Source organism: Parabacteroides sp. AF21-43 (assembly GCF_003635435.1).
Lineage (GTDB): Bacteria > Bacteroidota > Bacteroidia > Bacteroidales > Tannerellaceae > Parabacteroides > Parabacteroides distasonis.
Genome location: NZ_QTMG01000004.1, coordinates 1 through 13,949 on the forward strand (window position 1 = coordinate 1; position 13,949 = coordinate 13,949).

The window sequence follows — 13,949 nt, forward strand, 5'->3', positions numbered from 1 at the left end:
TACGTGTGAAGTAAATCTGTATCATGTCACTAGGCGAATATTATTATCAATGCGGTCAATTAGATTCAGCAAAGATCTATTTAGAACAATGCTTGGAAAAAGCGGTGCGATTGGACACGAGAGCGGGGGCTGTTTATCATCTATCCAAAATAGCCCTATCGACAAAACAATGGATCCTTTATGCGGAGTTGAGTCAACGATATGAAATGATGCGTGATACACTCGACCAGATAGAAGTCACGAATACGATTAGAGGCAGACAAGTTCTTTATGATGAACAGGATAAACAAAAAGCCCTAGCGGAAGAACGAGTAAAAACGGCCAATGCAAACCTACGGATGGTTGTAACCAGTCTTATTTGCCTTTTGATAGTTCTACCAACCACTTATCTTTTGTTTAAATATAAGAAAAGACAAAAAGACCTATTGAAAATTCAAGAAAAAGATCGGGAAAAGATTTTCTCTTGCGATAAGACCGTCTTAAAATATAAAGAGCAGATAGAGCATAATAAACAAATCATAGAGGTATTAAACAGATCTTTACAAGAGAAAGATCAGGAACAGCAAGAGCTCAAGAAGAAGCTGCGACAGGACTTCGAACAAAAGAACCAAGCATTGTATGCCCAAAAAGAACATCAGATTGAATTATTACAGAACCTAAAAAATTCATCTGTTTATAAAAACTTTCATGAAAACGAGGAATGGAAACCGTCTACCAAGGATTGGGAAGAGCTGTTTCAGCTTATAAACGCTATTTATCCGTCTTTTGCACAAAAACTTCAAGAAGCTTACCCTAAAATACCGATACAAATGGAACGGTTATGCTATTTAGTGAGAATCCATGTGAAACCCTCACGTCTTTCTATGTTATTAAACCATAGTAATATATCAGTCTTACGGAAAAGACTTTATCTGAAGATGAGCGGCAAAACAGGAAAAGCCTCCGATTTCGATCTATATATCAATGACCTATAGTTAGTGTTAGAAAATGAACAAAAACGAAAATGCCAATTGTTCATCCATGTTCATTGTTATTAGAGAATAAAGCTTTTCTTTTACAAAAAGAAAAACAAAATATTATGAAAACAAAATTATTAACCTTATTGATGCTATTTGGCCTCTTTTCGCCACTGTCTGTTTATGGAGATAATGTACCAACTAAAGGCAAATGGCATGACGATTATTATCGCTCTGTCACTCCTGCTCCTCCAACAGTATTCATCGACGGAAATCTATTGAGCATACATTTTATCGATGCTCTAGATGATTTGACTGTCCAAGTTGTAAATGAGCAAGGAGGTATCCTGTATAACGAAGTAGTCTCCGGCGAAGCAGGTGAATGTGTATCCATCTCTTTAGATCAGGCTGGCACAGGATGTTTTTATGTAGTGTTAGAACATCGCCTAGGGCAGCTTACGGGAGAATTCATCATACAAAATAATTAGGTATTATTCTTTATCATATGCAAGCTTCAGGATTAAACAGTATTATATAGTTGATCCATCACTATCGTGATAATCACTGTACAGTGCCCCCAATGATACGTTTTTCCTGGATGCTTGCATTGAATTATGTTATTAGGAACTCTAAGTGTAACCTTACAGAAATACTAAGTTTGTCATTAATCAAGAACTAATACATATTATGATAATCTACGACCCCAAAATAGCGATTCTCCTTATAGCCTTTAATCGATCAAATATAAAGCAAGTATTTGATCGTATCAAAGTGGTGAAACCAAGAAGACTATATATAGCAGTAGATGAATCAACTAATGACACACAGTGTAAAATATGTAAGGAAACAACGTCCATTGTTTCCCACATTGATTGGGAATGCCAAGTATTTAAACTATATCAGGAAAAAAATCAAGGATACGACAAACACTGTTTTCATTCGATTTCTTGGTTCTTCGAGCAAGAGCCCGAAGGAATCATACTAGAAGATGACTGTGTACCCTCTCTTTCATTCTTTGGTTATTGTACGACATTACTGAAAAAATTCAGAAACGACGAACGCATCGGACATATATCCGGAAGTAATTATCAATTCGGTAAAAACAGGGGAGACGGAACTTACTATTATTCTAACCTAACCCACGTATCCGGATGGGCTGGTTGGAGACGAGTTTGGCAAGAGCACTGCCTTAACGAAAACAAGTACGATCTTTTTAACCAACTGGATTACTTATCAAATTTACCTTCTCACGCTCCATTTCAATATCGCTGGAACAGGCTCTTTAATATAGTGAATCACAGTAATGAACATTTTTGGGAGGTAAAATACGCATACACGAACCTTATCAATAATCGATTATCGATCATTCCAAACAAAAATTTAATAACAAAGATCGCATATTATGACAAAATGCCCCATGCTATAAAAAATCATCCATTTACCAACATCAAAAACGAGGAAATCGACCATATTGTTCATCCATCTTTCATCTGTCCGGACATAGAAGCCGATTTATATTCACAAACCAAAGAATATAATACATCTTTCGAGGAACTGTATATGCCTAAAGAATACTTTTACTTAAAAGAGCACTTTGTCACCGCAATCCGAAATAATCATATACATCCTAAAATTCCACAGATCATTCATCAGATCTATGAGGATTTAGCGGGACCACCTCCTTCTTTAGTCGAGATTTCCCAATCATGGAAAGAGCTAAATCCCGATTGGGAGTATCGGTTTTGGAATAAAAATGATATAGAGACATTTTTGAAAACCTATTATCCGGAATTTATTCCGGCCTATAATGCTTTTCCACATAATGTACAACGCTGGGACGCAATCCGGTATTTAATACTTTATAAGTTTGGTGGTCTATATGTAGACATGGATTATGAATGTACGGAAAATATCACCCCTATATTATGTAATACAGAATGTGCCATGGGATTGGAACCGGAAGCTCACGCTGTCCGTATCCATGTACCTTACATTGTTGGAAATGCTTTTATGGCAACAGTTCCGGAGCATCCTTATTTCAAAGAGTTGATCGATGCAGTTTTTTATGATAACACAAAAGCCGGAACATACACTGATTCAGTAGAATTAATACTTAACACCACAGGCCCATTTCTAACAACTCGGATATATGATAATAGTAAATATCAGGAACGGATTACGTTAATTCCGGCAGAACTCATCGCTCCTATAACTCATTCAGATATAAGAAAAATCATGAAAGAGGAAACATCTATGACTATTGAGAGCAAAGTTGAAAAATCATTTGCGATACATTATTTCTTCGGCAGTTGGCACGAGTAAACTAAAGAATTAACCTAAAAATAATATGATTATGAATACCTTTGAAGATTTTTTTCCCAAATATGCCGGGAAAATAACAGATACCACTAATGATCAAGAGTCTGCATTTATTCAATATTGTAAAGTGTTTTCTTCACTTACCACTGATAGCTTTTATGTATTTGACGTGGTCCAAAAGCGATTTTGCTATATTAAACCTGATAACCTTTTCTTATGCGATCATTCCACGGAAGAGGCAATGAAGCTTGGCTATGATTTCTATAAACAAATAATCCATCCTGATGACTTGCCTTTATGGACAAACATACTTAAGATCATTCCTCAATACCTAAATGACCGAAAAGATAAATGGAATGAAATAGATTATTTTTCTTGTACCCTTCGTTTGCTTCGCAAATATTCTTTTTCATCACGCTTCCTATCACAAATGGTATATCAACGGATGAAACCTATTTGTCTAAATAACCAATTGCGCTACTTTATTTGTATTGTAGGAAGCTCAACCTACAAAGAGACTGGAAATTTATTATTGCATAACAAAAACATATTAATATACGAAGAGTATAATTTTATCACTAGACGCTGGAAACAACAAACAAGAGAACTGCTTACAGAACGAGAGAAAGCGATACTTATGCTTGCCAAACAAGGTAAAAATACGGTAGAGATAGCTAATGATTTATACAAAGGTCAAAATACTATACGTAATCAGATAAAATCTTTATTTAATAAATTAAAAGCACATTCCATACAGGAGGCTATTGAATTTTGCGACTATTATCACCTATTAAACATTAAAATAAATAAATAAATAAAATCAATCTGCATTATTATGATTCCAAAGATAATTCATCAGATTTGGGAGGGACGTACCGAATATTTGGGGGACGCATATAAATTGTTAGGTGAAACTTGGAAAGAGCATCATCCTGACTGGAAATATGAGTTTTGGGATGAAAGCCGAATAGTTGATTTTATTTACGATTACTATCCAGAAATGATTGATATCTACTTTGGATATCAATATAATGTGCAACGTTGGCATGTAATACGCTACCTAATTCTTTATAAGATAGGAGGTTTGTATGTGGATTTTGACTATGAATGTTTAGAATCTTTCGATAGATATATATTGGATGGAAGTAAATGTCATTTTGCTTCGGAACCAGAAGGACATTATCGCTTTTGTAATAAAGTCCCCTATATTAATAATGCATTGATCATTACACCTCCAAATCATCCATTTTTTATCAATATTATTGTGCATCTTCAAACCACACCAATATTCTATACAGGAAATAAATATCAAGATGTGTTAAATACTACAGGGGCGTCAATGTTAACCAACCTCTATGAAAATTATCATAATAAAGATACAGTTGATATTTTGCCAGCAGAACTAGTATCTCCTTTCTCAAGAGAAGAGGTGAAAAATTATATTCATGGTAAAGCAGATGAAAAGATATTGGAAAAAAAACTACAAAATGCTATTGCTATCCATTATTTTTTAGGTTCATGGCTAATAAAAAATAACGATTATTTACCACAAAAAAATAGATTATCCTATATGCCTATCTCTGAACTGTATCAAATTTTCAAAGAATATCCAGTCATTTGTACAGATAGCCAGATGAGTTTGCCTAATTCTCTTTTTTTCGCTGTAAAAACCTATTCTTACGATGGCAATAAATTTGCACAAAAGGCATTAGATGCGGGATGCCGTTATGCAGTTGTCGATAACCCCATGGTAATAACTAACAATCTCTATATATTAGTAGATGATGTTCTGCAAACATTGGAGCAATTAGCAAAAATTCACCACAAAATTTTAAAAACGCCAGTCATAGGTATTACAGGTACATGTGGTAAGACAACAACTAAAGATTTAATAACAGCCGTACTTTCTACCAAATACAATTTAGTATCTACAAAGGGAAGTGAAAATGCTTCTTTAGGTGCTTCTCTTACTTTGTTACGCTTAAAACCTGAGCATACAGTAGCTATTATTGAAATGGGTGCTTGTTGCCCTAGAATGATACGAGAACTAGCTCGAATTATCCAACCCTGTTATGGCATTATCACTAATGTGGGATTGGCCCATCTCAAAGGATTCGGCTCACTTGCAGGTGTGATACGTTCCAAAGGTGAGCTTTATGATTATTTACGCCAATTTGGTGGTAAAATATTTATCCATAAGGAAAATACACATCTTCAGTCCATAGCCAGAGGTTTAGAGCAAATTTCTTATGGTGAAAGTAAAGATGCTTTTGTTTCCGGTCGAATGATAAGTTCAGAACCGTGTCTCTGTTTTAATTGGGAAAATGCCGGAGTTGGGTATACCATATCAACACACATGGCAGGTAACTACAATCTGTGGAACGCATTAGCTGCAATTGCTGTTGGACTTCATTTTGATATTCCTTGTTCAGAAATTAATCGTGTGATTAGCGACTATATCCCCACTAATCATCGTTCACAGTGGAAAAAAACGTTACGTAATGAGCTAATAATTGATACCTTTAACGCAAATCCTTGTAGTATGCATGCTGCTTTGGCTAGCTTTTCCACACTGAAAGCGAAACCTAAGGCTGTAATTTTAGGAGACATGCTCGGATTAGGGATAAACAGTTTGCAGTACCATGCTGAAATAATAGAGGCACTTAATAGATATGGTTTTGAAAAAATCCTACTTTGTGGTGATCAGTTTACGGCAGTGAGCTCTATTTATCAGTGTTTCCTTGACGTTGAGGCATTATATCGGTATTTATCGACTAACCCACTCCAAGGTTATGAAATTTTAATCAAAGGCTCTAATAGAATCCATCTAGAGACAATCATTCATTTACTATAATGTGTTATAATTAATATTAAATTATGATGGCCTGAAGCAATAAGCGCAAAATAGACTCAATTAGGCTAATTATCAAATAAACACACACACTTATATTTGTAATATATATTATTAATAATGAACTAATTTAATACGTAAGAAAATGAAAACATTAGGTAAACTTAAGTTAAATGAATTCAGAAAAGCCGAATTGGAAAAGCGTGAACTAAATGCTTTAAAAGGAGGTTGTCAATGCAAGTGTGCTTGTGCAGGCGTTTCTGGCTATGAAAACACTGGAGGAGGTTCGAATGGTGCTGGTGCTGCATATTGACATTATGTGGAAAAAACGCATGCTTAGTTTGTAGTAGTATTGTACAGATTTTATAACATGTGTCTCCCAGTAAACAACTTCTTGCTTATTGGGAGATATGATTAACTAATCTATTATGTTTAAGACACTCATTCACACTTCAGAAAATGATAATTTATATATCTATAATCATCAATCTAAATTATCGATATTAGTACATCCTGATTTCAGAAAAGCTTATGAAGGATCAGCAGATGCAGATCCGTATTATATTAAAAAATATGAATATCTGAAAAAACATAATTTTTTCTCCACAGTAGACCCTGTTAATTTTGGCAAAATAGATGAGTCTGTAATAAAAAACAATATAGCGCAAGTTCCACAAATTGTATTTGAAACGACAGACTTTTGCAATTTGAATTGTTCGTATTGCGTATTTGGCGATTTTTATGAAGAGTTTGACGTAAGGAATCAAAAAATGATCAATATTGATCATGCAATTATTTTGCTGAAATACATTTTTGAACTTAAGCATAAAAGTAAAAAAAACCAATTATACATCAGCTTTCATGGAGGAGAACCTCTTTTTAATGGAGATTTTATCAAACAGATCGTTGATGTCGTTAATCAATTGAAATCAGGGAAAGAAATTGAAATTGTATACACAATGACTACAAATGCCACATTGCTACATAAATATTTGCATTTTTTAGTTGAAAACAACTTTCAATTGCTTATAAGTTTAGATGGGAATAAATCAAATCATAGCTATCGAATTTTTAGAAAAAGCAAGGAAAATTCTTTCGAAAAAGTAATCGTAAATATAGATAATCTTCAGAATAAATACCCTAAATATTTTACTGACAATGTAAATTTTAATGCCGTCTTGCATGACAGAAATTCAGTAAATGATATATATGAATTTATTTATTCAAGATATCATAAAATTCCAAGAATTTCTGAATTAGCACCTAATGACGTAAATCCAAGTAAAAAAGAATTTTTTAATGAAATATTTCACAGTTATAGAAGAAGTGAGTCTGAATACATAAAGGACGATTCAAATCTATTACCTCACGAAGAATTATTACAATATAAAGAATTAACTTCTTTTTTAAAGAATTATTCAATTAATTATTATATTTCAAATATAACAGATTTGTTATCTAAAGAGAAAAAATATCTACCAACAAGTACTTGCCTGCCATTTTGGAAAAAATTGATGTTAACTACAAGTAGCAAATTAGCTCTATGTGAAAAAGTTAACTATCATAAGTTAACCGTAGGGGAAGTAAATGAATCTGTAAAAATTGATATACCTAAAATTACGCAATTATATAATTTTTATTATGATCATGTTAAAGAAAAATGTCAGCATTGCTACATCAACAAATCCTGTGATGTTTGTTTATTTCTCATGAAGAATAATAATCTAGATAAGTTAGATACAGAGGAGTTCGTTTGCGATAGTTTTCACGATTTAAATACTTTTGTTCAAAAATTACACCGAATTTTCTCATTTCTTGAAAAACACCCAGAAGATAACTCCTCAATAATAGAAAATATAGTAATCATATGATAACAAAAAAAGAGACAACTAATTACTGGTTTAAAATAGAACCATATGTGCACATTAGCATTGTTAATAGCAATGTATTACTGTATAATACTTTTGATGGATCATTTATTGAATCAAAAGATATTGAAATTGTTAAACTATTAAAAGAAACGCTTCTAAAAGAAAATTGCGGTGTTGTTTTGTTAACTGCTGAAAGATATAATCTAGACAATATAAGAAAATTTATCATGGAGCTTAGGGCGAAATATATGGGTGATATAATTGATATTGAATTATCTAAATCAAAACCCGTTCAAATAATGCCTTTTACTAGTTTAGTAAATACTCAAGAGTTGTTTAAAAAACAAAATTTTCCAACAGGTAAAAAGATTTTAGAATATCTATCTGAAATTAGTATTTACGTGGATTACAATACTAATATAATGGACTTAAATTCTTTTCTAAAGTCATTGCCAAACATTTCAACTGTTAATATTATTGGAAATTTAAAAGATGTTGCGAATTATAAAGAGCTATTACTTGTTTTAGATCAATTTCCTTCATTAAAAAAAATAACATGTAACTATTCAAATGTTATATCTTTGCAGCCAGAATTTGTAAATAATTTTTCATACTCAATATTAATAAATTACCCAATAGATATATCAAAATGGAATTATTCAAGGCGATTATTACTTAATCAATCAATACCTTTTGAATGTATTTTTGAAGTAACATCTATGGATAATTATTCGCAAATAAATAAATTTATAGAGGAATTTGGAATTGAAAAACACCAATTAAAACCAGTATATACGGGAGATAACATAGATTTTTTAAGGAAAATGTTTTTCTAACAAAGGATGATATTTTATCCACACCACTTTCCATTAGTGATTTTTTTATAAATCAATCGATGAATATTTTTGATTTTGGGAAAATAGCCATTATGTCTAATGGTGATATTTATGCAAATGTAAACTATCCAATATTAGGAAATATACATACACATAGTATTTATGAGATCATATCTAAAGAATTAGAAGAAGGCAGATCGTGGCTTCGTATCCGTAATCAAGCGCCATGCAATACTTGTTTATACCAATGGTTCTGCCCCTCTCCATCTAATTATGAAATAGCCATTGGTCGTCCTAACCTTTGTCATGTAAAGTGACAATAATGGATCGTGATAATATGTTAATTAGAGAGTCGTAATAAGATAAACGAGTATATATGAAAAATATAAATTTAGTTATTATCCTGTTTCTATTGATTGGATGTAAAAAAAATGAACAACCAATTAATAACTTTATAACTGTAGATATTACAGCAAATTACCCTAAAAAGGAGATGATTCTTCAAGATTTTATGGATGTCGAATATATTCCGTTAGAAACAACAGATGAGTTTATTTGCCAAGGTTTTATTCAAGCTATTGGTAAGGATATGATAATTGCAAAAAACCGAAGCAATGATGGAAATATTTATATCTATAATCGGGAAGGAAAAGCTTTGAGAAAGATAAATAGGAAAGGACAGGGAGGGGAAGAGTATACGGATATTTTAAAAATCGTTTTAGATGAAGACAATAACGAAATATTTGTCAACGATATGTATGCAAAAAAAATACTTGTTTATGATTTAGAAGGGAATTTTAGACGAAGTCTTCCTCATAAAGGAGATTTTTTGTTTTTTGAAATGTTTAATTTTGACAGGGAAAATTTAATTTGCCATGATGCTTTTAATGATAATAATTCTCTGGCTTTTCATACTGGTCATTCATTCATGCTCGTTTCAAAGCAAGATGGTAGTATCACCAAAGAAATTCAAATACCATTTAAAGAGAAAAAATCAATAGTGATGAGGACTAAAGATGAAACAACTGGTATGACTTATGCCTACCTTCCTTCGTGTGTTTATCCGATAATTCCTTATTTTAATAATTATTTACTGATGGAACTTTCGGCCGATACATTGTATACATATTCACAAGACCATACTATGAAACCTGCTATAGTAAGGGTTCCATCTGTTCAATCTATGATGCCAGAAGTATTTCTTTTACCGAGTGTGCTCACCGACCGCTATTATTTCATGGGAACAGTCAAAAAAGAATATGGATTTCCGGGTATTGATTTGGTATATGACAAAAAGGAAAAAACTATATTTAAATATACCGTGTATAATAATGATTATTCAAGCAAAGAAGAGGTATATATGAAATCATTACCAGGCAATGAAGAAATCGCATCTATCTTGTACCTAGAGGCTCCCAAACTTGTTGAAGATCATGAAAGGGGAAGACTGAAAGGCCGGTTAAAAGAGATCGCCGCAAGTTTAGACGAAGAATCCAATCCGGTGATCATGCTGATAAAACATAAAAAATGAAACTATCGTAAATAGTTATGAATCCAAAGGCGATCTCTTCTAATACAACAATAGAGAAACAAATATCTCATATTGTTGGTACACTCCTACTTAACGGCACATTGACAGAAAGTCCCGGATTAGTACATGGCAAGATGGGAATTGCAATTTTCTTTTTCCATTATGCGCAATATACAAAAAACATGTTGTTTGCAGATTATGCCTTAGATCTGATTGGAGAAATACAGAATCAAATACATGTAAATAGCCCCGCAGATTATGAAAAAGGTATAGCAGGAATAGGCATAGGAATTGATTACCTAATCCGTAATAATTTTTTAATTGTAGAAGATGATATTTGTGAGGATTTTGATCAAAGGATGCTTCGTGCAGTTATGTACGATCCTTGGCTGGATTTCAGCCTGTATGACGGATTAGCTGGGTATGGTCGATATTGGATTTCGAGATTACGTTATCAGAAGCCATCCTCTCAAGCACGAGAATGTCTATGGCATATTGTTGAACTGATCAAAAATAAATTACCGGAGATTTCTCCGGAAGAACAAACAGATGTATATTGTTTCTTACTTGACTTACAAAAGATATTTGGTTATGAGGATTGTAAAGATCTCTTAGAACAATGTAGGGAATGGAGTTTGGAAGTATGCTTTCATCGTTTAGAAAATTCTATGATAGGTAACGTTGCGTGCAAAAGTATAAATAGCCAATATTTCCATAATACTAGTCAAAACGAAATTGATAATATCTTAAAACAACTTCCTGATCTAGATATGGAGAAACAGCCTGTTTCTATGGGGCTTCTTTCTGGTTATGCGGGTGAAGGATTGTTGCGATTGACCGCACTTAATTCAACGGATCTGTCATGGATGCAACTTTTATAATCTTTTATTAACCAAGAAAATGTCGTTAATATGAATCTATATATCTTTAATGAAACTCGTCGAGGAGCTGTTTTTGGTGTCGGGACATATATCCGAGAACTAACTTTTGCTCTACAAAATAGAAGTTTGCACATTTGTATAATAAATTTGCTATCTGACAAGCCATATATACAGATGGAGAAAATAGAGAACATTGAGCATTGGTATTTTCCCTCACCTATACCAGAGCAACGAACATCAGATAGCCAAAAACAAAGAGCGTTGTATTTTCGTAATGTTGTATATTTACTTCAATTACATATTAAGGACAAAAAGGATTTAGTGTTCCATTTGAATTATCATCAAAATGAGAGTCTTGTCAGCGAACTGAAAGAAGCTTTTGATTGTAAGATTATTTCTGTCGCACATTTTTCTGACTGGGGATTTACTGTTTTTGACAACCTGAATCGCCTACGTAATATTCTCAATGAAGAACATCCGGATAGTTTTAGTGAAAACGTAAAAAAATCGTTTGAAGAAGAAAGGGCGTACTATACCCAGGTGGATCATACAATTTGCTTGTCAAATTATATGAAAAAAATACTATGTCAGGATTATGGACTTGATTCAATGAAAGTTTCTGTTGTCCCTAATGGTTTGGGTGATGTAGTTGATATGTCGGTAGATAAAGAACTTTTACGTAAGAAATGGCACGTAGGACCTAAAGAGAAAATTATTCTTTTTGCCGGTCGGATTGACGAAATAAAGGGTGTGAGTTCTTTGATCAAAGCGTTCCATCTAGTCTTAGAAGCTTATCCTAATAGCCGTTTGCTAATAGCCGGTAATGGTGATTACACAAGAGCCTTTCAAGAAGCAAAAAATATTTACACTAAAATTACTTTCACTGGGCTATTGAAAAAGGAGGAGCTGTTTGAGATCTATCAATTGGCCGATGCCGGTGTTGTACCTTCTCTATTCGAACCATTTGGTTATGTCCCTGTCGAGATGATGATGCATGAATTGCCCATTATAGCGACCACTACATCCGGATTAAACGAGGTAGTAGATGAGTCTTGCGGATTGAAAGTACCATTAATAGTATCTCCTGATAATGTAGAGATCGACACCTCTTTATTAGCACAGAAGATCGTCTACCTATTACAGAACCCGGAAGAAGCGAAACGACTCGGGAAGAACGGTCGCAAACGGTATTTGGAGAAATATTCCTCGGAGGTATTCGGGAAAAACATGATAGAATTTTATAAATCCTTATTCCAAGAATGCAAGTAATAAACAACTAGCCTGATACTATTATATGAATACGCCCAATCAAATCGACATATCGATCATTATCCCGATATATAACGTGGAAAAATATTTGACGGTTTGTATCGACTCGTTGATGAATCAAGGTGATCTACGCATGGAGATTATCTTGGTTAATGACGGTTCGACTGATTTGTCAGGGGAAATTGCTGATGAATACGCTAAAAAAGAGGAACGTATCAAGGTGATTCATCAAGAGAACGGGGGAGCATCCGCAGCCCGCAACGTTGGTTTGGATATTGCCACGGAAGAGTACATCGCTTTTTTAGATAGTGATGACTGGATTAAAGATGAATCATTATCTCTTTTATATGATGAGGCGGTGAAACATCATGCCGATGTCGTGATGGGAAATATGTGGCTATGTCATCAAGACGGAAGTATGGATAAACCTTTTAAATGTATTTCCAACGGATCTATAAAAGAATTGCTTTCCGGTAAAGAAAGTTTCATAGAATTAGTCAAAACTTGTTTCTATTTGCCCATGCCCTTCAAATACATATACAATAGGAAATATCTGCATAAAATACAGGCTCGTTTTGAGGAAGGCATCATGCATGAGGATGAGTTATGGTGTCCCATCGTCCTTTGCCAAGCGGAGAGGATGGTTATCACCAACATTGAGTTTTATTATTACCGCCAGAACGAAGAATCGGTCATGCATACGACAAGCCTAGCCCGAAGGCTGAAATCATTATTTCAAGTTACTGAGGGATTGATTAAATTCTCTGATCAATTTGTTTCCTCTAAGACGAGCGTTGACTTGAGAAGCTGGTGGTATGTAAACATCCTCAGGCTTTATTCTAAGGCATTCACACTACTTCCCAACATAAAAGATTCCTCATACATAGTACACAAACATTATCTGGATCGATTTTGGAGGGATTGCGGGCAAATGATTCCGGAATCTATACAAAGATGCAGGAATTATTACTACAAGGCAGAAGCCGGGCTGAAAGAATATACGGATTGGCGTGTGTCTGATTGGGTAGCAGGCGTAGATTGCCAAATAAAGGCTGGTAAAAAAGTGATGCTCGTATTCAACACGATAAATGGGGAAGATCTACAGTTGAAAATAGAGGATGTACCCGTTGATTGGGTGATAACCACCGACAGGAAATATTTCCAACAGGCGACTATAGTCGTTTTCCACCTTCCCACATTGCATTATGAGCTAGAGAATGATCTGGATAAGTTGGAAGGACAAACATGGGTCAGCTGGCATCTGGAGTCCGAAAAGGATGATCCGGGAATCAACGACCCGGAAATAAGCGAACTATTCGATCTTTCGATAAGTGACCCACAAGATAGCGAGGGTGAACAACATCCATTGCTAAGACTGTGCCGAAATTATGTAAATAATGGATAGAATTCCATTCATCGCTATAAGTTTTGAGCA

The 13,949-nt window shown here is 33.9% G+C and carries 13 protein-coding genes; all 13 read left to right on the top strand.

Annotation, left to right across the window (positions count from 1 at the left end; translation table 11 throughout):
- Window positions 1-23 precede the first annotated feature (23 nt).
- The 13 genes from DWX84_RS04245 to DWX84_RS04300 all read left to right on the top strand — a co-directional run bounded on the left by DWX84_RS04245 (window position 24) and on the right by DWX84_RS04300 (window position 13,919).
- Entirely contained in the window at window positions 24-974 is a 951-nt protein-coding gene (locus DWX84_RS04245; RefSeq protein WP_229103479.1) for a hypothetical protein, read from the top strand.
- A gap of 104 nt (window positions 975-1,078) precedes the next feature.
- A complete protein-coding gene (locus DWX84_RS04250; RefSeq protein ID WP_048927202.1) occupies window positions 1,079-1,444 on the top strand; it encodes a DUF3244 domain-containing protein in 366 nt (121 codons plus the stop codon).
- Between the two features lie 199 nt (window positions 1,445-1,643).
- Window positions 1,644-3,278, top strand: coding sequence for a glycosyltransferase family 32 protein (locus DWX84_RS04255; RefSeq protein ID WP_048926909.1), 1,635 nt, complete (start codon window positions 1,644-1,646; stop codon window positions 3,276-3,278).
- A gap of 31 nt (window positions 3,279-3,309) precedes the next feature.
- On the top strand, window positions 3,310-4,089 hold the full coding sequence (locus DWX84_RS04260; protein ID WP_157395831.1) for a response regulator transcription factor: 780 nt from the start codon (window positions 3,310-3,312) through the stop codon (window positions 4,087-4,089).
- 21 nt (window positions 4,090-4,110) lie between these two features.
- The gene (murF, locus tag DWX84_RS04265; protein ID WP_083434086.1) at window positions 4,111-6,129 is read left to right on the top strand and encodes a UDP-N-acetylmuramoyl-tripeptide--D-alanyl-D-alanine ligase; all 2,019 of its coding nucleotides are present in this window, start codon (window positions 4,111-4,113) and stop codon (window positions 6,127-6,129) included.
- Window positions 6,130-6,271: 142 nt separating this feature from the next.
- Window positions 6,272-6,439, top strand: coding sequence for a TIGR04149 family rSAM-modified RiPP (locus DWX84_RS04270; RefSeq protein ID WP_081032003.1), 168 nt, complete (start codon window positions 6,272-6,274; stop codon window positions 6,437-6,439).
- Window positions 6,440-6,554: 115 nt separating this feature from the next.
- Window positions 6,555-7,997, top strand: a complete 1,443-nt coding sequence (locus DWX84_RS04275) for a radical SAM peptide maturase (RefSeq protein ID WP_057328959.1) — start codon at window positions 6,555-6,557, stop codon at window positions 7,995-7,997.
- Window positions 7,994-8,833 (top strand): hypothetical protein, encoded by an 840-nt coding sequence (locus DWX84_RS04280; RefSeq protein ID WP_233573908.1) that lies wholly within the window; start codon window positions 7,994-7,996, stop codon window positions 8,831-8,833. Before DWX84_RS04275 ends, DWX84_RS04280 begins: the two co-directional genes overlap by 4 nt.
- Before the next feature lie 59 nt (window positions 8,834-8,892).
- Entirely contained in the window at window positions 8,893-9,150 is a 258-nt protein-coding gene (locus DWX84_RS21780; protein ID WP_233573910.1) for an SPASM domain-containing protein, read from the top strand.
- 59 nt (window positions 9,151-9,209) lie between these two features.
- A complete protein-coding gene (locus DWX84_RS04285; RefSeq protein WP_057328961.1) occupies window positions 9,210-10,364 on the top strand; it encodes a 6-bladed beta-propeller in 1,155 nt (384 codons plus the stop codon).
- Window positions 10,365-10,381: 17 nt separating this feature from the next.
- Window positions 10,382-11,245, top strand: a complete 864-nt coding sequence (locus tag DWX84_RS04290) for a lanthionine synthetase LanC family protein (protein ID WP_048926915.1) — start codon at window positions 10,382-10,384, stop codon at window positions 11,243-11,245.
- A 30-nt stretch (window positions 11,246-11,275) separates the two neighbouring features.
- Window positions 11,276-12,514, top strand: a complete 1,239-nt coding sequence (locus DWX84_RS04295; RefSeq protein ID WP_048926916.1) for a TIGR04157 family glycosyltransferase — start codon at window positions 11,276-11,278, stop codon at window positions 12,512-12,514.
- A gap of 25 nt (window positions 12,515-12,539) precedes the next feature.
- A complete protein-coding gene (locus DWX84_RS04300) occupies window positions 12,540-13,919 on the top strand; it encodes a glycosyltransferase (RefSeq protein ID WP_048926917.1) in 1,380 nt (459 codons plus the stop codon).
- Window positions 13,920-13,949: the final 30 nt, after the last annotated feature.